Genomic DNA, 19202 nt, shown 5'->3' on the forward strand with positions numbered 1-19202 from the left:
ACATCATTGGAATACTTGGAGCAAATCCCGAGCGCTGTGGAACAGGGCGCGACGACGATTTGCTAGATCAGGATGATTTCAGGTCTGATCGACCTGAAATCTGAATCCTGATCTAAATCTAAATGTTAGAGCGGGATCTTAGGCGAAAACCGCGCACACTTTTCGCCATCCCGCTCTAGCGGTTGGCTTGGCGTAAGGGACGAGGTGGATGGACGCTCTCGCGAAAACCAAGAAGGATCTTGGCAATCTCCTTCGATATACCGAGGAATTGCTGTCCTTTAACGACAAGGTGGTTTTCGACCTCACGCGCGAAAAATATCCGCGGTTTCCCGAGCACGTCGTCGTTGGCCTGGAGGGGGTCGACATCGCCGTCGACGCCGAAACCTGGGTGCGGGCGCGACGGCTGCGCGAAACCCCGCCGCCGCCTTGCGATGCGATGTTCGACGGCTGGGTCGACGTCGCCTCCCATCCGTCGCCGAACACACCGCCCAAGCTCGTGGCCGAGCGCATGCTCACCTTGCCGATCGAGGAGATCTCCGATCTGGCGGAGGCGGGCCTGCTGCCCGACCTCGAGGACGTCATGGTCCCCGTCAAAGCCGACACGGCTTTGCCCGAGCGTATGGATGTCATCTTGCGCACGGCCAATATGGTCGATTTTCGCAGGCTCTGGCAGGACTACATCGACGGCCCCTGGACCGCCTGGGCCCAGGTCGAACGCCCCCGGCGCCAAGCCATCGACTTCTACAACAAGATCTACGCAATCCACCTGAGCTTATTGTCGATGGGGGACGACACCCCGATCGAATTGGTTTTCGGCGCCGGCATGGCGCGTTGGGCGACCAAGACCGAGCGCGTCAGCGCCCCGCTGATCGAACAATTGGTCGAGACCGAGCTGGAAGAGGACGGAACTCTGCTGATCCGGCCGCGGCGGACCCTGCCCCATTTGGCCCTACGCCCTTTTCACGCCCTGGAGATCGAGGGCTGCAAAGCGATCGAACGCGATATCGGCGCGCAGTTCGACGCCCTTGTCGACGACCCGGACCGGGGGTTCACCCCCTTTGACACCTCGAGCTTCGAAAGCGTCCTGCGGGTCTGCGCCGCCCGGCTCTCGGCCACCGGCATCTATCATCCCGACACGCTGGGCGACCCGGGCGACCGCACCTTGCCGGCCGTCGACGGTTTTTTGCGCATCACCGACACCTGGGTTCTTTACGTCCGCCCGCGCGGGGAAGACATCCGCAAGGATGACATCAGCCGCCTGATCAAGAAGCTTGACGCCGTCACCGACGAAAGCGACCTGCCAAGGCCGGCCCGGGGCTTCGTCGAGGCCCCCTCCGACACCTTGCCCTTCGCCGGCGAGGACAGCCTGATCGACCTCAGCGGGGCCGACTTCGACCTGCCCGACCGGGCCCTCAGCCGCAGCCTCGCCCCCGGGGCGGGCGAGGCCTTTCAGGGCGTCCGGCCGGCCGAGGAGATCCACTTCTTCCCGCTGCCCTATAACGACGACCAGCAAGAGATCATCCGCCGCCTGCAAGACGACGACACCGTGGGGGTGCTGGTCCAGGGGCCGCCCGGCACGGGCAAGACGCACACCATCGCCAATATCATCTGCCATTATCTGGCGACGAAGCGGCGGGTGCTGGTCACGGCGAAAACCCCCGAGGCCCTGACCGCGCTGCAGGAGAAGATCCCCGAAGGCATCCGCGACCTGGCCATCGCCGTCATCCACAATGATCGCGAGGGCGCGCGCCAGTTGGAGAACGCCGTCCGCATCCTGGCCGACGAGGCCAAATCGATCAATCCACGGATCGTCAACGAGGAGATCCGGGAAAAACAGGCCCGCATCGCCAGCCTGCGCGAGACCATCGCCACGGTCGACCGCCAGCTTTTGGCCTTCGCCAACCATAACCTCGCCCCGATGGCCTATGGCGACGACACCGCCTTGCCCATGGAGGTGGCCAAGGCGGTGGTCGAGGAAAGCCCGCGCCACCTGTGGTTCGAAGACCGCCTGACGACGCAGGCCCGTCACCAGCCACGATTCAGCGAAGCCGACATCGCCGAAATCCGCGCCCTTCGCCACCGCCATGCCGGCGACCTCGCCTATCCCCACGAGGCGCTGCCCAAGCCGGCCGACCTGCCCGAACTCGCCCGGGTGCTGGCCGCCCATCGCGGCCTTGCCCGCATCAATGAGATCGAGGCCTACGCCAACGCCGGGGAGATCCCCGCCCTGTCCTTGGACAACGCCATCGGCCTCGATGGGGCGCAGACCCTGGCCGAATGGCTCCAGGATCTCGGCGAAACCCTGAACGACCTCGAAAGCGAGGGCTGGCTGTTTGACGTCTATCACGGTCTGCTTGGTCTCCGGCGCATGGACGAGAGGGCCCTGGCGTCCCTCAAGGTGGTCCTCTCGAACTGGATCGCGCTGTGTGAACGGGGCCGCGGATTTGCCCTCAAGGGCGTGATCCTCGAGGGCGGCGCCGAGGACCCGGCTTTCGACAAGGCCCTGGAGGATCTGGCCGCCGGTCGGAACCCCTTCGGGGTGTTCTCGCTGTTCAAGGGCGGCCTCAAATCGCGGATCGAGGCGGTGCGTCTCGAGGGTCATCCGCCGGCCACCCGGGAAGACTGGGCGACCATCCAGGCCTATCGGGTCTGGCGCCAGCAGCTTGGCCTGTTCCTGGGGCGGTGGAACGCCATCGCCCAGGCCCTGGACCTGCCGCCCCTTCCCGCCGAAGGGCGTGGCGCCGAAAGCGCGGTCCTGAGACTTGGCGGCTTGGTCGAGCGGGTGTGGAGGCTCCACGAAGAGGTCGAGCCTTGCCGCGACGCGCTGCGCCTGTTGTTCCCCTATGACCTCGACATCGATGAGGCGCTCTACCATGGCCGTACCGCGCGGCTGGCCGAGGCCTTGGCGGTCAATCTGGAAAAGGCCGATCTGGCCGACGCCGAAACGGTGAAGGCCGAGGGGCTGGCGATCGCCCAAGATCTGCCTTTGCCGTTCCATGCGGCCCTGCGGGCGATTTGCCACTCCCTCGGCCTGACCGATATCCCACAAACCGCCATCGCCGAGGCGTGGCGCAGCATTCTATCGGAGGCGGTCCGGCTTGAGGCCATCGCCGACGATATCGCCCGCTTAGATGCCCTGGTCGGCAAGGTTTCCGCCTCCGGCGCCCCGCTGTGGGCGGCCAAGCTGCGCACGGAGCCCCCCCGGGGCGGCGACGATCCCTGGACTCCCGATGACTGGCGCAAATCCTGGGATTGGGCGCGGGCGAAGGGCCATTTGCGCTCGCTCGGCGACAGGGAAACCGTCCGCGCGCTTTCCGAAGACCGCGCCAGGGCCGAGGCCGAGCAAAGGAAGCTCTTCGCCGAGCTCGTGCGCCTGCGCACCTTCCTTGGCCTCAAGCTTGGCATGTCCAATAAGGTGGAGGCGGCCCTGGCCAAATTCGGCGCGGCCATCGCCCGCCTGGGCAAGGGTACGGGCAAATCGGCCGGACGGCAGCGCCGCATCATCCGCGAGGCCGCCATGGAAACGGCCCAGGCGGTGCCGTGTTGGATTCTTCCGGAATGGCGGGTCGCCGAACAACTGCCGCCCGACCTTGCCGCCTTCGACCTTGTCATCATCGACGAGGCCTCGCAGTCCGATATCACCGCCCTGCCCGCCATCCTGCGCGGCAAGAAGGTACTGATCGTCGGCGACGACAAGCAAGTCAGCCCGACGATCATCGGGCTCAACGACCGCAAGATCATCCAGCTGCGCACCACCTTTCTCAGCGGCTTGCCCTTCGCCGATCAGATGGACCCGGCGACCTCGCTTTATGAGCTGGGCGGCATGGTCTTCCCCGGCAAGGCGGTGATGCTGCGCGAGCATTTCCGCTGCGTCGAGCCGATCATCCGCTTCAGCAGCGGCTTCTATCCCACGCCGCTGATCCCCTTGCGCCTGCCCAAGGCGTCCGAACGCCTCGATCCGCCACTCATCGACATCTATGTGCCCCACGGCCGCAAGACCGGAGAGATCAACCGGGCCGAGAGCGATGTCATCGTTGATGAAATCACCAAACTGACCCAGGACCCGGCTTTCCAGAGGCGCTCCATCGGCGTGATCTCGTTGATCGGATCGGCCCAGGCCAGGTTGATCTACGAGCGGCTGGTCAGAGACCTTGGCACCGAGGTGATCGAAAAGCACCGCATCCTCTGCGGCAGTTCCGCCACCTTCCAGGGCCAGGAGCGCGATATCATGTTTTTGTCCATGGTCGCGTGTCCGGAAACGGCGATCATGCAGGCCGAGCGCAAATGGGAGCAGCGCTTCAACGTCGCCACCTCGCGCGCCCGCGACCGCCTCGTGCTGGTGCGCTCGGTCGCCGCCAGCCACCTCAAGCCGGGCGACCTGAAGGCGAGGTTGATCGAGCATTTCCGCAATCCGATGGCGGCGGGCAAGGTCATCGAGCCCACCGAGGTGCTCGATCTCTGCGATTCCGGCTTCGAGCGCGACTTTGGCAGATGCCTGCTCGATCTCGGCTACCGCCTCAAGCCGCAGGTTCCCGTCGGCGGCTACCGCATCGACTTCGTGGTCGAAGGCGCCGATGACCGCCGCCTTGCCATCGAACTGGACGGCGACAAGTATCACGGCCCGGACCGGTGGGCCCACGACCTCCGCCGCCAGAAAGCGCTCGAACGTCTGGGCTGGATCTTTTGGCGATGCTGGGGATCGTCGTGGATCTCCGACCGCCAGGGCTGCCTGGACGATCTGAAGGCGACAATGACCCGCTTGGGGATCGAGCCGCTGGGCATGGCCGGCGCCGGGGATGTCCATACCCTGCACATCGAGGTGGCCCGGCCGGCGATCGCAAGCGAACCGCCGCCCGCAGACCTTGTCGAGGCGCCCCCCACGCCGACCGAGGCCCCCCTGCCGACCCCGGGCATCGGTCTGGATCTGGGGGATGGCGCCGTTCTGGCGGAGGGCGAGGAGATTTTCTGCTTCCTGCACAAAAAGGACGCCGGAACCCGGCCCGCAAACGGCGTGGCCGTGGCCCGGGGCGGCGCCCTGCACATGAACGATGCCCCCCTTACCCCGCAAAGGCGGGGGGCTTGGCTTCAGGCCGCCCTGGTTGTGGTCCAGAAAGCGGCCAACGACCTCAATCCGACCACCGGCGAGCCGCGCGTTCTGAACGCCTGGGCCCATTGGTTCGTTCGCCGCGAGGCGACGCTGGTGGCTATCGCCGACATCCGCAAGGGGGTCAAAAGCCGCGCCAAGCGCGCAAAAGCCGGCGAGGAGGCGGCGGAACCGATGCTCGAAGGCATCGACGGATAGGATCGCCCGCCCCCTGCTCCCAGGGTCTTTGATTTAATAGCCGACGGTGAACCGCGCCTTGGGGTGGCGCGGCGTTTCCACCTCGTCGACCAGGGCGATGGCGTAATCCTCAAAGGAAATCCAGCTACGGCCGTTGGCGTCGACCAGCAGATCATCGCTGCCCAAGCGGAAAACCCCGGTGCGCTCGCCGGCGATGAATTCGGCCGAGGGCGACAGGAAGGTCCAATCAAGGTCCTCGGTGCCGCGCAGCAGATCAAGGAAGGCGGCGCCCTTGCCCGCTTCTTCCCGATAAACGGCGGGGAAGCCCGGATCGTCGATCAGCCGCTTGCCCGGCGCCACGGCCAGACTGCCGGCCCCGCCAACCACCAGATAGCGCCCGACGCCGGAGGTGCGCACCGCCGCGATCAGGGTTGGGGCATCGCTGGCGGTGAAATGCACCGACGAAATCACCGCGTCGTGACCTTCCAGCAGCTTGGCCAGGGTTTCGCCGTCGCCGACATCGGCGGCCTGGGCGGTGACGCCGGGCAAGGCGGGAATGGCTTCGGGATGGCGGACCAGGGCGGTGACGCGGTGACCGCGACGCGACAATTCGGCAAGGATGCGCGACCCGGCATTGCCCGAGGCGCCGATTAGGGCGATAGGCATGATGATTTCTCCGATGAAGCAGGTTACTGTCGGATACCAGATGCCCCTGTTTCACAAATCCCGCAAGAAGGCACTTTCCCCCGCGCAGGTCACCGCAGGGAAACCGCAAGGGGCGTCCTCGAAGGTCCCTTGCAAAGGAAAATCGCCGCGATGAACGCGCTCGTAGCCGCCCTTGCCCAGCAGGCCGATCCCTATGTCGCCCAATGCCCGACCCGACAGGTTCTTGATCGCATCGCCGATAAATGGACGGTGCTGATCCTTGGCTTGCTGGTGGAGCGGCCCTATCGCTTCAACGAGATGCGCCGGGCCATCGACGGCATTTCCCAAAAGATGCTGTCGCAAACCCTGCGCCGGCTGGAACGCGACGGGCTGGTTCTGCGCACGGTGATCCCGACGACGCCGGTCAGCGTCGATTACGCCATCACGCCGCTTGGCCACACCCTGGCCGCCGCCCTTGATCCGCTGTTTGCCTGGATCACCGCCAATTTCGCCCAGATCACCGTCGCCCAAAGCCGTTTTGACGCCACCACCGCCGCCCTGACGGCAAGGCGGCCATGAAAAAGGACCGGACGGCGCTCCGTTGGGAACGCCCTCCGGCCCTTACCGTCAGGTGCGTCAAGCCGCGAAGCTGGAGCCTTCGATGCCGTAATAGAAACCGTTGGCCACCGCCCGATCGCCAAGCAGGGTGATCAACCGCTCCTGGGCGACATCGGCCTCGAGCGCGCCATCAAGCAAGGCGCGGTAGATGCCGGCGACCGCCCCCATGTCCATGTTCAACGGCGACAGGCGCAACCGCCCCACCCCGGCCTCGACCAGCGAGGCGATTTCCGAGACCAGCAGGGTCACGGCATCGGCCTGGGTCTGCAAACCGTTGAGGGTGAGAAAGGCCTCGCCATCAAGGGTATCGACGGGCATGCCCTCCAGATCCTTGCCGCAAACATATTGGCAACCGTCCTTGGCCAGACCATAGGCCCGGGCATGGTGGCAGCGCGCCGAAATAGCCAGCGGCGCCTTGCCGAAAACCTCGACCTCGGCGACCATGCCGTGGTGACGGGCCCGCGCCGCCAGCCGCTCGATCGAGGCCCGCTCCAATTCCCAGGGCAGGCAGATCGAGGTGGCGCCCCGGGCAGCCAGAACATCAAGCGTGCCTTCGTTATAGACGTTCACATGGGGGCCGACATGGTGGGGGCGGCCGGCGCAGGCGCGCAGGGCACCCGCGTCATTGCCCTCAACCAGCAGATCCCGATCGGCGGCCACATCGGTGATCGCCTGACGCTCGGGATCGGTGATCGCCAGCGACAAGGTGGAATAGACCACCGTGCGGCCCGCCGCCTCCAAAGCCAGCACGCTGTCGGCCATCGCTTCGCCAACGATCGCCGACCGTTTGGCGCAAATGGTTTCGCCCATATAAACCATGTCGAAGACCGGCTGCTTGGCGATGTCTTCATAGAAGGCGCGGCGCTTGTCGGCGGGCCAGTTATAGGTCAAAGGCCCGAGCGCGATATCAACGCGAGTCATTCTTTCCACCCTTCTTATCGCCAGTCGCGCCGGTAGGCACCTTCGGTGGCGCCGCCACCTTCCATCAGCTTGTTCTTGGCAAGCCCGGCATCGACGCCGTCAAGGGCCTGACGCAAGGCGCGGATGACCTGGGCGACATAGGCCTTGCCGCGCTGGCGGCCTTCCACCTTCAGGGCCTTGACCCCCGCCGCCCGCAGATCGGGCAGGATGGCCGAGGCGTCAAGGCTGGTCGGATCCTCGAACAGATGACCGGTGCGCGCCGGCGAACAGAACCGCCCCTTGCACAGGGTGGGATAGCCCGCGGACTCGCCGGCTTCGAAGCGGTTGATGGTGAAATCGCCCAGACGCGACACCATCACGTCGCCTTCCTGCTCATAGCGCACATGGCTGGCCGGCGAACACACGCCGTCCTTGTTGGGCGATAGGCCGGTGGCATAGGACGACAGGGCGCAGCGGCCCTCGGCCATCACGCACAGGCCGCCGAAGACGAAAACCTCGGCCTCGACCGGGGCGATCTCGGCGGTCAGGCTGGCGATCTCGGCCACCGACAGCACGCGCGGCAGCACGACGCGGCGGATATTGAAAGCCTCGCGATAAAAAGCCACCGCTTCCGGGTTGGAGGCAGAGGCCTGGACCGACAGATGCAGGGCGAGATCGGGATGCTTCTTCGCCGCGTAATCCATTAAGCCGATATCGCAGATGATCACCGCCTCGACATCGAGGGTGGCGACGAAATCGATATTGCGCCGCCACAGCGCCTCGTCGCCGGCATCGGCATAGGTGTTGAGCGCGATCAACGGCTTCACGTTGGCCTTGCGGCAGGCGTCCACCGCTTCGGCGGCTTCGTCGAAGGTGAAGTTAAGGCCGGGGAAATTGCGGGCGTTGGTGCGGTCGCGGAAGCCAAAGTAAATGGAATCAGCCCCAGCCTCGATCGCCGCCGCCAGGGCGGCGGGGGTGCCCGCCGGGCATTCGAGTTCGATGGAGTCGTCTCGAACCGGACGACACAGCGTTTCAACCATGGGCGATATCCCCCTTCGAGACGACGCGCGGGCGCCGGGCCGGGCCCGCCGCCTCCAAGCGCTGCACCCGGGCCGTCAACCGCGCCAGATCGCCGCGCAAGGGGGCGAACAGCAGGGTCTGCGCCCGCTCCAGATCCTTCATCGCCCGTTGGTGCAGGGGGGCGAGCCGCCCCGACAACAGGGCGATCACCTTGGCCAAGGGCGCGGGAACGTCGCGCGCCAGGGTTTCCAGGTTCAACCCGGCGTCTTCCATGGCATAGCGGAAGGCCATGACCAGCCCGGTATCGCCTTCCATGCGCAAGGCGCGCGAGAAAAAGGCGCCGTCGCCATCGGGGCCGTCCTTGGCCGCCATCAGGTCAAGCAGAACCTCGGGCGCGGCACTGATGATCGCCGTGGCCAGACTGGTTTCCGGGGTAGCGAGGGACATCTCGACCCGACCCTTGGGATCGGCCGCGTCCGCCGGAAAAAGGCTGATCTCGACGCAGACCGGCCAGCCAACCGGGCGGATCGACAAACAGCCGGTTTGACCCGACAGCCGGTTGCCGAGCGCCGGTCCCCAAACCTGGGTCCAGTGACGGAACACCGGGGCGGTCAGCGCCTGCACCACGGAAAACGGCAGCGGCCGCGTTAATTGCCCAGCGATCATCAGCGGGGTGAGACCGGTCATTTCGGTCATCAAAGACTCCTTCTCGGCTCGATGGTCCGGCGGACTTTAGCCAACGGAAAATCGCCCGTCATTGATTCAGGTTACGCTCAGACATGACCACTCCCGACGGCCAGCGTCAAGGCTGGCGCGCAGGCGTCTGAACCGGTCGGTCCACTTTCGCCGCCCCGCCGGTTTTATCGGGCGGCGAGAGGCGCCGAGGGCGCGATCACCTTGATTTCTTGAACTGCATCAAGGCGTGATGGCAAGAAACGGCGCAAGGTCGCTTTTCCATCGCTTCGGCATGAAGGTTTCATACTATGGGCACCACTCTTCCCGCGTTGCGTTGGGATGTCGATATCGCCTTTCTCGGCCGGCGGAGTCTGATTGGCGGATTATCGCGTGTCGCCATCCTGGTCTGGCTGGTGCTGGCTTTCGTCACCACCATGGCGCTTGGCGTTCAGGGCAAATGGGCCGGCCTGCCGCCGCTGCTCGCCGCTTTGGCGGCCGTGGTCTGCGCGCCGGTGGTGGCCGGGCTGGTCGCGGCGCTTTTGCCGCGCGGCGATCGGCTGCGCCTGCGCTTCACCCTGACCGAGCGCGGCCTGATGCGCGAAACCCTAGACCAAGCCCCCCCGGCAACCGGGCGGCTGTTGCGCTGGCTGACCCAGATGTCGGGACGCCCGGCCAGCGCCGGCCCCGGCCTGCTGGTCGCCGACCAGCCGCACCAAACCCTGCCGTGGAAGCGGGTGGACGGTTTGGCCGTCGACCCCGCCAACCGCACCTTGGTGCTGCGCGGCGGGCGGCGGACCCTGGGGGTGATCTTTTGCACCCCGGAGACGTTTGACGCGGCCTGCGCCTGGGTCCGCGCCCGCGTGCACGAAAACGCCCGGCCGCGCCCGCCCTTGCCGCTGCTAGGCGCCTGGACGGCGGTGTTCGCCGCCCTTCACCTGCCGATTTTCGCCATCACCCCGCAAGCCGGCGTCGAACTCTTCTCGCCCGTGCTGCTGCTGCTGGTCACCTTGGCCGGCCTGTGGGTGAGGGCGCCGCTATGTGGCTGGATGCTGGTGGGCGGCGCCCCGGCCTTGGCGGTGGCGATCGTCCTCGGCATCTTCGAAAAGCGCCACGATCTGGTCGGAGCCCTGGCCCAGACCCGCACCTATGAGACTTTCGTGACCCACGACTGGGTGATGCTCGGCCTGTCGATGGCCGCCCTGGCGGTGGTGACGACGCTGGGCTGGCTGATCGCCCACGGCCGCGCCCCCCTGGGGCGGAAGGCCGAGGGCTAAGCCTCGGCCCATACCGGCCCCGCGTCCCGGCGGGGCCGCCCAGCGCCGGGATCAGCGCAGGTAATCAAGCAACGACAGGCTGATCATCGACGACAGGGCCGAGAACGAGGCCTTGAGCACCACGCTCCGCTCGGAGGCCTTGGCGGTGGCCTCGGCGACATCGACCTTGGTCAGGCTCTCCAGGGCGCTTTCGGCGAAAAGCTGGAACTCGGTCTGGGTATCGACCAAAGCGGTCAGCCGATCCGATTGCGCCGAGAGGGTTTCCAGGGTTTTGCCAAGATCGGTGGTGGCGGCGCTAAGCGCTGTGGAAGCCGACTGCAAAGTCGCCAGAGTGGGCGGATTGGTATTGGCAATATCGTAAAGAGCTTTCAGCGTATTGGCGAAAGCCGGATCGTTGGCGAGGGTGCCGTATTCGATGCCGCCTTCAGCATCGACCATCATCTGCGTAGGTGTTGTCGTTCCGCTATAATAGCTGGTGTCGGTGCTGGAGGCGCCGCCGTATGCCGAAAGATCGACCGGCGCTCCGACGCTTCCCGCCCCGGCGAACACATAGGTCCCGCCCACTTGGGTATTAAGCATCGCGGCGATATCGGTCAACCAGCCTTCGGCCGAGGCTTGCAAGCCGGTGGCCTTGGAAACATCGCCGCTGATCGCCGCGGTGATCGCCACCTGGGCGGTTTTCACGAGGTCGGCGATTTTGGAGACCTTGCCATAGGCGACTTCCACTTCCGACTGGGCGGTGGTCGCCTGGGTGACCAGATGATCGGATCGTTTCAGGTCGCTGGCCAGACTAACGGTGGTGCCGGCTAGGCCGCCCAGGCCGTTCAGGCTGGGATCTTTCAGACCCGAGCTTTGCTGGTTCAAGGCGCTGTTATAGTCCCCCTGATTGCGCAGGGCCTGGGTGATCAGCGAGGAACTCATGGTTGACGTGGCGACACGCATCGGAAGCCCCCCTTATTTCATCATCGACATTAAAGTATTGAACATCTCGCGCGCCGTGGTGATGACCTGCGAGGTCATCTGGAACGACTGCTGGAAAACCAGCATTTTCGCCGTTTCCTCTTCGACATTGACGCCATAGGTGTTGTCGAATTTGTCGCTGAGCGCCGTCGCCGTCTTGGCGCTAAGCGAGGCTTTGGAATTGGCCGCCGTCGAAAGATCGGCGACATTATCCACAATGGCCGAGACCCGCGAGATAAGGGTGGTTTTGGAGGCGCCCATAGTGCCATCGGTGGAGGCCGAGAAGGTGATTGGCTCGCTCAGCGCGGTCCACAAACCCTTCATCTTGTCCGTATCCCCCGAGGTGATCGCGGTAGGATCGGCGACTTTGATTTCGGAAGCGCCCGCTGGTGTCGTCGAAATCAGCCCCGGGTAAACCGTATTTATGATGGTGGTCAGATCCGTCGCGAAGGCATCCAGATCCTTCTGCAGCGCCGGCAGCGTGGTATCGCGCATGGTCAGCAGCGCGCCAAGGGTTCCCCCGGTCAGTTCTTTGATCGGCGGATCAACTGTAGGATCGACCACCGTCTGTCCATCAAGAGTGATCTTCGCACCTGGGTTACCCGCCTTAAGGATCCCCGTCGGCTCGGCTGCCAACTTATGCACGCTTGACGTCAGAAGCGATTTTCCACCCTTGGTGAAGACGTTCAACTCGCCCGTCGCGGTGGTGTAGTAGTTGATATCGACATGGGTGGCGAGCGAGGTCAGCAGGGTGCGTTGCTGGTCTTCGATATCGGCGGTCGGGTTGCCCGCCGCCTTGGCCTTGGAAAACTCGCTGTTGAGCTTGTCGAGATCGCCAAGAAGGCCGTTGATGGTTTCAACTTCCTCGGCCACATGCTGGTCAGCGGCGGTGCGCGACGACTGGATCGCCGAGGACAGGGTATTGAGGCTTTTCGTCCAGGTCTCCAGCGTCGCGACCACCTTGTCAACCGAGTCACTGTCCGCCCCGGCCGTCACCGCGTTGCTGACGGCGGTCTGCAAGGCGGTGGTGGCGCTTTCCAAGGGCGATCCCTTGGCGGTGGTGCCATAGCTGTTGAGGACCGAGGACAAATAGCTGGCGATGGTGTCGTCATAGGCGGCGGTCGAGGCGGATTTGACCACATCGGCGGCCAGGATCTGATCGACCGAATTACCGTAGCCGACGACATTAACGCCAACCGCCTTGCCGCCATAGACCTGGGTAGAGGTCGAGGCCGATTTGGCCGTGTAGCCGGTCGCCCCGGCATTGGTCAGATTGGTCGAGGTGACGGCGATCTGCGCTTGGGCGCCCAGAATGCCGCTGCGGCCGGTGGCAATGATCGAAGCGATGGACATGGGCGCGTCTCCTTGACCTTACAGGCGCTGAAGCGTCGACGAGGCGCCGCGCGCCGGCCGGTCGCCGGGCGTCGCGTCTTCCTCGCCAAGATCTTCGGCGCCATCCTCATTGGCGGGGGCGCCCAGGGCGCTGGCCGCCTCGCGCTCGGCGATCGCCCGCATCACCACCTCCACCCGCAGGGCGGTGGCCGCCTTGCGGGCGTTCATCAGCCGCTGGTTCTCCTTCATCAGGGTCACCAGATAAACGATCTTGCGTTCCATCTGCGCCGGGTCGAGCAGGCTGGCGCCATAAAGGGCGCGGGCGCGGGCCTTCAAGCCAATGGTCAGCGCCGCATAACGCTCGCCCAGGCGCTCCTGGCGCGCCGCCATCGGCGGCGAGATCTCCCCGTCGCGGCTGCGCAGGATCATCCGCTCGGATTCGGCGATGCGCGTCAATTCCCCCAACACCGACGTATACTCGGCCAGCAGGGCGCGATCGGCGGCCAGGGCCGTGACATCGGCGGGAAACGGGGACGGATCGGAGGTCGTCATCGGCTTTCTCCTGGCTTGGCGGTGCCAAGCGTCGCCGCCCGGGCATAGGCCCGTCCGGGGGCCTTGTGGCGCTGGACCGCATCCAGCCGACCGGCAAGCTCGTCGCGCAGCCCCTGCAACCCGGCGAGGTCCTGGCGCAGATCGACGATCATCGCCAACAGATCCTCGGGCGTCGCCCGCGCCAAGCCCTCGCCACAGCGGCGAAGTAAAGCGCTGGAGCGATCCAGGATCTGTTCATCAGGCAGGGGCCTGGCCGGGGAACCCGGCTGCGGGGAATGGGGCATGACGGGCGGCCTTAGCGCTTGGCCGAGATCAGGTTCTGGAACATTTCCTGGTTCGAGCTGATGATCTGGGTGGCGGCCGAATAGGCCTGCTGCGAGACGATCAGCTTGCTGAACTCGGCGGCGGTATCGACGGTGGAGGATTCAACCGATCCCGACGACACCCCGCCCGAACCGCCGGTGCCCGCCGTCACATAGGTCGGCGTGCCCGATTTCACCGTGGCCGAATAGGCCGTGCCCGAGACCGCCTCCAGACCGTTCACATTGGAGAACATCGCCAAGGGAACCTGATAGATCGGATAGCTGATGCCATTGGTGAAATTGGCATAAACCAACCCGGCCTTGGAAATCGTGTTGCTGTAATAGGTGCCGTAGGTCACGCCGTCCTGCACGACCTTCTTCAAATCGACCGCCGGCTTGCCATCACTATCTTCGTTAGAATAGGTCGAGAGGCCGTTGGCTTTGCCAGCCGTGCCGAGATTAAGGGCGATTTCGCTGATAGCCGCTCCCGTGCCGTTGGAGGCATCGGGAGTTATCTTCAAAGCCAAGACCGATGGAGTCTTCAGCAATCCCTGATCCGTGAACTCCACATCCACCGCAATACCATGAGAAGTAGCCGGCGGCCCAGCATTCGCAGGAACGTCTGTAACCCCAGTAGTCGTTGAACTAATCGCACCAGTAGCATCACCCGTCATATCGCTTGATAGTTTCGGGTCATACAAAGTCATTGTCCATTTTGTATCGCTCATTTTCGTCCATTTCACAGTCATGGTATGAGCGACACCCAAACTATCATAGATTTCGACATCCGAAGACGAAGTATAGGCAGCGACAGGTGGCACGGCCGTCGAATCCCCCGCCGTCGCCTGGGCCGGCAGGACCGCTTGGATGCTCATCTCCGAGGTGGCCTTGGCGGCGCCCGTGGCGCCCGCCAAATTAATCGTCTCAAGAGAAGCGCCGGAATTGCCCGTATTGGTCAGCGGCACCCCGTTTCGATCGGTGGGATACCCCTGAAGATAATAGTTGTTGGAATTGACCAGATCGCCGTCGGCGTTGGGATAGAAGTCGCCGGCGCGGGTGTAATACAGCTCGTTGCTGCCCGAGCGATCGGTGACGATGAACATGCCCTTGCCGTCGACCGCCAGATCGGTGACGTTCTGGGTGCCAACGATCACCCCTTGATTGATCACGTTCTGGGTGGCGCTGGCGACGACGCCGGCGCCGGTGAAATTGCTGGTCGACCCGGTTCCCGTCACCAGGGAATAGAAGCTGGCGTTCGATGTTTTATAGCCAATGGTGCTGCTGTTGGCCAAGTTGTTGGAAATCGCCGACACCGACGACGATTGGGCGTTCATCGCGGAAACCGCGACATTGAGGGAACTGCTCAGGCTGCTCATGGTGGTGACATTGAGGGAACTGCTCAGGCTGCTCATGGTGGTTTTCCCCCGTTAGGCGGCTTTGGCCGCGGCGACACGCGCCGTGACAATGTTGGAGAGTGAAATCAACGACCCATTGGCCAGCTTGAGCTGGGCCGCGCCCGAGGACCAATCGACCTCGGCGACGGTGCTGGTGCTTTGCAGATCGATGGTTTTGGTCTTGTCGTCGGCCAGAGTGGCCTTGGCGGTAAGGGTGTAGGACCCATCAACGGCTTTGCTGCCGGCGGTGGTCGCGCCATCCCAAGTGAAGGTGTAAGCGCCGCTTTCAGGCGTTTCGGTCTTAGAATAGATAACGTCGCCCTTGGCGTTGGTGACCACGAAGGAAACCGACTTGGCGCTCTCGGGGACGGTCATCTTCCAGTCGATTTTTTCGCCCGAAAATTCCCGATTATCGCTGGTGTAAACCACTTCCTTGCCAACAAAGGCCAGGGCCGTTTCGGCCGTCTGGTTGTTGGTCGAAAGCACCAAATTCTCCAGGTACTGATTGCCCAAAATCTGCTGCTCGACCTGCGAATACGAGATGAGCTGCTGGGTCATCTCGTTGGGATCTGTGGGATTAAGCGGATTCTGGTTTTTCAGCTGCGTGGTCAACACCGTAAGAAACAACTTGTAATTCTCGTCGAGTTTGCTGAGCGACTCTGCCGAGGTCGAGGTGGCCTTACCGCTCGTTTCCGTTGAAGACGTGGAAGTAATCGTGCTCATCGTCATCCGTCCTTTTCGGGGGAGCGGCCACATACCCTTGGGGGACTGGCCCTTGGGGGACGGGACACCGCCTGTCGAAAGGCAAACGGAAGAGCGCCGGGAAAACTGGCGCGAAAAAATGCGGGATTTTAGGGATCGGTGAAATTTTCGGGCTGGCGACGTTTTTTATAAAAAACCGCGCCAGTAACCCGCCCGCCGCGCCGTTCCACCCCACAGAGCGGCAGGTGACAGGTTCACCCCAGCCGGTACTCGCCCGGGATCAGAAGGCTCCCGCGACAGTCCCTTTCACGGGTACTCCACCAGAAGGATCAAACAGATGCCCGTCATCACGACGAATACCTCGGCCAACTCGGCGCTGCGCTACCTCAACATGAACGCCGCCGAACAGACCAACTCCTTAAACCGCATCGCCAGCGGTTCGAAAATCAACCGTGCGTCGGACGACGCCTCGGGTCTGGCCGTGGCCACCAAGCTGCAGACCAACGTCAGCACGCTGAACCAAGCCGCCACCAACGCCTCGCATGCCACGTCGATCCTGCAGACCGCCGATGGCGGCCTGTCGCAGATCAGCGACATTCTGCAGCGTATGAAGACCCTGACCGCCCAGTCGATCTCGGGCGCCGTGACCAACACCGAACGCGCCTACATCAACGCGGAATACGATCAGTTGGTTAAGGAAATCGATTCGATCGTCGCCAGCACCACGTTCAATGGCGATCAGCTGCTTAAAGGCACTGGCGCTGGCTATTCGGGGTCCTTCTTGGTGGGAACCAACGCCGGCACCTCCGGCAGCACCGCCAATAGCGACATTATCGATATCAAAATCACCTCGGGCACCACGCTGGGCGATGGCACGTTCAACGCTGTCGCTGGTTTGGACCTGGAAACCACGCTGTATAAATCCGGCGCCACGACGAATAAGGAAGACATCGACGCCGCGCAGCTCGCCGCCACCGCGATCGACAAGGCCATCAGCGCCGTAGCCGGTGCCCGTGCCGATGTCGGTGCGCAGATGTCGCGCTTCCAGTTCCAGGCGGCGCAGATCGCCAGTTCGACCGAAAACCTCGATGCCGCCCAGTCGGCGATCACCGATGCCGACGTCGCCAAGGAGCAGTCGAACTTCTCCTCGGCTCAGGTGAAGACCAATGCGGCCATCGCCGCGCTCTCCCAGGCCAACCAGATGCCCCAGCAGCTTCTCCAGCTGCTGCGCTAACGGTTAGCCTTAAGGGGATGAGGGGGGTGGAGCCCACGACCAACCACCCACCCCCCTCAGCCTTTTTTTATGTCGGGGAGGCGGTCGATGAGCACTTCGGTTTCAAGCAGCACGGTCACCACCGCCACCAGCGGCAGCGGCACGACCTATATTTCGGGCACTTCGGGATTTGATAGCTCGGCGCTGATCAAAGCCGCCGTTAACGCCCGTATGCAGCCGGCCTATACCCTGGATGCGGCGATCAAGGATGCCGGCACCAAGGTTACGTCGTGGCAGGAGATGCTGACCGATCTCACGGCGATTTCTGACTCCCTGAAGCCGCTCTCAAGCGCCAAGGGCGCGGTGTATTCAACCTTTACCGCTTATCTCAATTCATCGACGCTGACCACGCCAAGCAGCTATGTGGCCGCCACCGTCACCGATGGCGCCGCCGCCGGCATCTACGATGTGAAGATCGAGCGACTGGCCACCACCCATAAGGTCGCGGCCAATGCGGTGGCGACCGCGACCACCGTGGGGCCGGGCAGCTTTACCTTAAAGGCGGGCACGGCCGAAGGGGCGACGATCACCCTGGACAAGGCCACCTCGCTGAGCGATCTGGCCAAGGCGATCAACGCCCAAAGCGCCACCTCGGGCGTCAGCGCCACTTTGGTGAAAACCAGCGACAACCAATCGACCCTGGTACTCTCGGCCACGACAACCGGCGTGGCGATCACCGCCACCGATACCGATGGCCTGCTGGCGGGACTCGGTCTTGACAGCGGCGATTTCACCGTCGATGGCGAAAGCCTGAAAGCCAAACTGACCATCGACGGCGTGACGGTCACCAGCAGCACCAATGACATCAAGGACCTTGTTCCCGGCGTCTCCCTCAACCTTTACGCCGCCACCGGCACCGGCTCCATCACCTTGGAAATCGGTCAGGATCTGAGCGCGCTGAAGAAACAGGTCGAGACCTTCGTCAAGGCCTTCAATGCCTATCGCACCTTTGCCCTGACCCAACAGGCGACCGACGAGAACGGCGCCGCCGATACGGCCATTCTGTTCGGCGACGGGCTGCTGCGCAGCGCCAATTCCGCGATCTTCGACGCCATCAACGCCAATACCAAGGTTGGCGGCGTCACCCTGGCCAATTTCGGTATCACCATGGGTACGGGCAATATGCTCGAGATCGACGACGCCGCTCTGCAAAAGGCCTTGCTCCAGGATCCCAAAGCCATCCAGGCGTTTTTTCAGACGTCCAGCACCTCGACGTCACCCGATCTCGGCGTCTATCAGGCCGGGGGAAAGGTCGCCACGGGCGATTACACGGTGAACGTCACGGTCGACGGATCCGGCGCGGTGACCGGCGCCACGATCAATGGCGTGGCCCTGGCCGTCAATGGCACAACCCTGACAGGAACCACGGGAAGCGCTTATGAGGGGGTAACCCTGGTCTATACCGGCAAGGAAGCGGGCACCCATACCGCGACCTTATCGATTAGCCGAGGTTTGGCCGACACCATGCTGTCGAGCCTGGAGACCTATACGAATTCCTCGACGGGATTGATCGCCAACAAGGTGGCCAATCTCAATCAAACGATCGCCACCAAGCAGAGCCGCCGTGACGAAATCGCCACCTCGGCCGCAAGTTACGAAGACCAGCTCGTCAAGTATTACGCCCGCCTTGAAGCCCAGATCCAGGCTTCAAAGACTACGCTCCAAAAAATCGAAGCCCTGTTCTTCTCGAAAAACAACGACTAACCCCGGACCCTGGAGAGACTAAAGATGAGCACTATGAGCCAGGCGATGGCGGCCTATGGAACCGCCCGGCGCGCCCAGACCCCCCTGAAAATCGTTGTCGATCTCTATGATCTGGCCTTGACCTCGGTTTCCCGGGCCAAAGCGGCGCGGATGACGGAAACCTTCGAGGCCGAGTTCGAGGCGATGAGCAAGGCGACCCTGATCCTCAGCGAGCTTGAGCGCTGCCTGAACACCGAAGACCCGCGCGCCCAATCGATGAGCAAAACCCTGCGCCAGTTCTATAAGCGGACGATCACCCAGCTTCACGCCGCCAAGCAGGCGCGGGGCGGAGACGAGGCGATCGGTACCTATGCCAGCGTTCACAGCCAGATCATGACCATGCGCGAGGCCTGGGCGGAAATCGCCGGGGCGCCGTCGCTGGTCGCCCGCTCGGTCGCCGGATGACCGGCGGAGCATAAGAGCGTAAAGAAAGGGGGGTGGTTCGCTTGGCCGCCCCCTTTTGATATCGAAACGAGCACACCGAAGAAATACAGTCTTTCCGCCCTATAGTCGGCCACCTATACTTTACGC

At 63.7% G+C, this 19202-nt stretch carries 16 protein-coding genes; 6 read left to right on the forward strand and 10 right to left on the reverse strand.

Going from position 1 to position 19202, the window contains the following annotated elements; translation table 11 throughout:
- Nucleotides 1-208: 208 nt before the first annotated feature.
- Nucleotides 209-5302 carry an AAA domain-containing protein gene (locus RRU_RS13035; protein ID WP_011390274.1) on the forward strand — a complete coding sequence of 1698 codons (5094 nt, stop codon included), beginning with the start codon at nucleotides 209-211 and terminating at the stop codon, nucleotides 5300-5302.
- A 33-nt stretch (nucleotides 5303-5335) separates the two neighbouring features.
- On the opposite strand, the gene RRU_RS13040 is transcribed toward RRU_RS13035, so the two are convergent.
- Nucleotides 5336-5947 carry an NAD(P)-dependent oxidoreductase gene (locus RRU_RS13040; protein WP_011390275.1) on the reverse strand — a complete coding sequence of 204 codons (612 nt, stop codon included), beginning with the start codon at nucleotides 5945-5947 and terminating at the stop codon, nucleotides 5336-5338.
- Nucleotides 5948-6097: 150 nt separating this feature from the next.
- On the opposite strand from RRU_RS13040, the gene RRU_RS13045 reads away from it, so the two are divergent.
- Nucleotides 6098-6505 carry a winged helix-turn-helix transcriptional regulator gene (locus RRU_RS13045; protein ID WP_011390276.1) on the forward strand — a complete coding sequence of 136 codons (408 nt, stop codon included), beginning with the start codon at nucleotides 6098-6100 and terminating at the stop codon, nucleotides 6503-6505.
- Between the two features lie 57 nt (nucleotides 6506-6562).
- Here RRU_RS13045 and ubiV read toward each other — a convergent pair whose 3' ends face one another.
- Genes ubiV through RRU_RS13060 form a run of 3 tightly spaced genes read right to left on the reverse strand, consistent with a single transcriptional unit; the run spans nucleotide 6563 to nucleotide 9160 of the window.
- Nucleotides 6563-7465: a ubiquinone anaerobic biosynthesis protein UbiV gene (gene ubiV / locus RRU_RS13050; protein ID WP_011390277.1), complete on the reverse strand. Its 903-nt coding sequence runs from the start codon at nucleotides 7463-7465 to the stop codon at nucleotides 6563-6565.
- A 14-nt stretch (nucleotides 7466-7479) separates the two neighbouring features.
- Complete coding sequence (ubiU, locus tag RRU_RS13055) at nucleotides 7480-8484, reverse strand: ubiquinone anaerobic biosynthesis protein UbiU (RefSeq protein WP_011390278.1); 1005 nt, start codon at nucleotides 8482-8484, stop codon at nucleotides 7480-7482.
- Nucleotides 8477-9160: an SCP2 domain-containing protein gene (locus tag RRU_RS13060; protein WP_011390279.1), complete on the reverse strand. Its 684-nt coding sequence runs from the start codon at nucleotides 9158-9160 to the stop codon at nucleotides 8477-8479. The genes ubiU and RRU_RS13060 overlap by 8 nt, the downstream gene beginning before the upstream one ends.
- A gap of 287 nt (nucleotides 9161-9447) precedes the next feature.
- Here RRU_RS13060 and RRU_RS13065 point away from each other — a divergent pair, with 287 nt between their 5' ends.
- The gene (locus tag RRU_RS13065) at nucleotides 9448-10413 is read left to right on the forward strand and encodes a hypothetical protein (protein WP_011390280.1); all 966 of its coding nucleotides are present in this window, start codon (nucleotides 9448-9450) and stop codon (nucleotides 10411-10413) included.
- Between the two features lie 51 nt (nucleotides 10414-10464).
- Here RRU_RS13065 and RRU_RS13070 read toward each other — a convergent pair whose 3' ends face one another.
- Genes RRU_RS13070 through RRU_RS13095 form a run of 6 tightly spaced genes read right to left on the reverse strand, consistent with a single transcriptional unit; the run spans nucleotide 10465 to nucleotide 15676 of the window.
- The gene (locus tag RRU_RS13070) at nucleotides 10465-11355 is read right to left on the reverse strand and encodes a flagellin (RefSeq protein ID WP_011390281.1); all 891 of its coding nucleotides are present in this window, start codon (nucleotides 11353-11355) and stop codon (nucleotides 10465-10467) included.
- Nucleotides 11356-11367: 12 nt separating this feature from the next.
- Nucleotides 11368-12726 (reverse strand): flagellar hook-associated protein FlgK, encoded by a 1359-nt coding sequence (gene flgK, locus RRU_RS13075; RefSeq protein WP_011390282.1) that lies wholly within the window; start codon nucleotides 12724-12726, stop codon nucleotides 11368-11370.
- An 18-nt stretch (nucleotides 12727-12744) separates the two neighbouring features.
- A complete protein-coding gene (locus RRU_RS13080; protein ID WP_011390283.1) occupies nucleotides 12745-13257 on the reverse strand; it encodes a hypothetical protein in 513 nt (170 codons plus the stop codon).
- Nucleotides 13254-13541, reverse strand: coding sequence for a hypothetical protein (locus RRU_RS13085; protein WP_011390284.1), 288 nt, complete (start codon nucleotides 13539-13541; stop codon nucleotides 13254-13256). Before RRU_RS13085 ends, RRU_RS13080 begins: the two co-directional genes overlap by 4 nt.
- Before the next feature lie 11 nt (nucleotides 13542-13552).
- Nucleotides 13553-14971 carry a flagellar hook protein FlgE gene (flgE, locus tag RRU_RS13090; protein ID WP_014626400.1) on the reverse strand — a complete coding sequence of 473 codons (1419 nt, stop codon included), beginning with the start codon at nucleotides 14969-14971 and terminating at the stop codon, nucleotides 13553-13555.
- A 15-nt stretch (nucleotides 14972-14986) separates the two neighbouring features.
- Complete coding sequence (locus RRU_RS13095) at nucleotides 14987-15676, reverse strand: flagellar hook assembly protein FlgD (protein WP_011390286.1); 690 nt, start codon at nucleotides 15674-15676, stop codon at nucleotides 14987-14989.
- Between the two features lie 316 nt (nucleotides 15677-15992).
- Here RRU_RS13095 and RRU_RS13100 point away from each other — a divergent pair, with 316 nt between their 5' ends.
- From RRU_RS13100 to fliS, 3 genes are all read left to right on the forward strand, one after another.
- A complete protein-coding gene (locus RRU_RS13100) occupies nucleotides 15993-16889 on the forward strand; it encodes a flagellin (protein WP_011390287.1) in 897 nt (298 codons plus the stop codon).
- A gap of 87 nt (nucleotides 16890-16976) precedes the next feature.
- Nucleotides 16977-18632, forward strand: coding sequence for a flagellar filament capping protein FliD (gene fliD / locus RRU_RS13105; protein WP_011390288.1), 1656 nt, complete (start codon nucleotides 16977-16979; stop codon nucleotides 18630-18632).
- Between the two features lie 24 nt (nucleotides 18633-18656).
- Complete coding sequence (fliS, locus tag RRU_RS13110) at nucleotides 18657-19076, forward strand: flagellar export chaperone FliS (protein ID WP_011390289.1); 420 nt, start codon at nucleotides 18657-18659, stop codon at nucleotides 19074-19076.
- The last annotated feature ends 126 nt before the right edge of the window (nucleotides 19077-19202 follow it).

It is taken from the genome of Rhodospirillum rubrum ATCC 11170, from assembly GCF_000013085.1.
GTDB classification, from domain to species: Bacteria; Pseudomonadota; Alphaproteobacteria; order Rhodospirillales; family Rhodospirillaceae; genus Rhodospirillum; species Rhodospirillum rubrum.

What these genes read in the sequence shown, in the direction of transcription:
- RRU_RS13035 (WP_011390274.1), top strand. Translation starts at nt 209, where the DNA reads ATGGACGCTCTCGCGAAAACCAAGAAGGATCTTGGCAATCTCCTTCGA.
- RRU_RS13040 (WP_011390275.1), bottom strand. Translation starts at nt 5,947, where the DNA reads ATGCCTATCGCCCTAATCGGCGCCTCGGGCAATGCCGGGTCGCGCATC.
- RRU_RS13045 (WP_011390276.1), top strand. Translation starts at nt 6,098, where the DNA reads ATGAACGCGCTCGTAGCCGCCCTTGCCCAGCAGGCCGATCCCTATGTC.
- ubiV (WP_011390277.1), bottom strand. Translation starts at nt 7,465, where the DNA reads ATGACTCGCGTTGATATCGCGCTCGGGCCTTTGACCTATAACTGGCCC.
- ubiU (WP_011390278.1), bottom strand. Translation starts at nt 8,484, where the DNA reads ATGGTTGAAACGCTGTGTCGTCCGGTTCGAGACGACTCCATCGAACTC.
- RRU_RS13060 (WP_011390279.1), bottom strand. Translation starts at nt 9,160, where the DNA reads ATGACCGAAATGACCGGTCTCACCCCGCTGATGATCGCTGGGCAATTA.
- RRU_RS13065 (WP_011390280.1), top strand. Translation starts at nt 9,448, where the DNA reads ATGGGCACCACTCTTCCCGCGTTGCGTTGGGATGTCGATATCGCCTTT.
- RRU_RS13070 (WP_011390281.1), bottom strand. Translation starts at nt 11,355, where the DNA reads ATGCGTGTCGCCACGTCAACCATGAGTTCCTCGCTGATCACCCAGGCC.
- flgK (WP_011390282.1), bottom strand. Translation starts at nt 12,726, where the DNA reads ATGTCCATCGCTTCGATCATTGCCACCGGCCGCAGCGGCATTCTGGGC.
- RRU_RS13080 (WP_011390283.1), bottom strand. Translation starts at nt 13,257, where the DNA reads ATGACGACCTCCGATCCGTCCCCGTTTCCCGCCGATGTCACGGCCCTG.
- RRU_RS13085 (WP_011390284.1), bottom strand. Translation starts at nt 13,541, where the DNA reads ATGCCCCATTCCCCGCAGCCGGGTTCCCCGGCCAGGCCCCTGCCTGAT.
- flgE (WP_014626400.1), bottom strand. Translation starts at nt 14,971, where the DNA reads ATGAGCAGCCTGAGCAGTTCCCTCAATGTCACCACCATGAGCAGCCTG.
- RRU_RS13095 (WP_011390286.1), bottom strand. Translation starts at nt 15,676, where the DNA reads ATGAGCACGATTACTTCCACGTCTTCAACGGAAACGAGCGGTAAGGCC.
- RRU_RS13100 (WP_011390287.1), top strand. Translation starts at nt 15,993, where the DNA reads ATGCCCGTCATCACGACGAATACCTCGGCCAACTCGGCGCTGCGCTAC.
- fliD (WP_011390288.1), top strand. Translation starts at nt 16,977, where the DNA reads ATGAGCACTTCGGTTTCAAGCAGCACGGTCACCACCGCCACCAGCGGC.
- fliS (WP_011390289.1), top strand. Translation starts at nt 18,657, where the DNA reads ATGAGCACTATGAGCCAGGCGATGGCGGCCTATGGAACCGCCCGGCGC.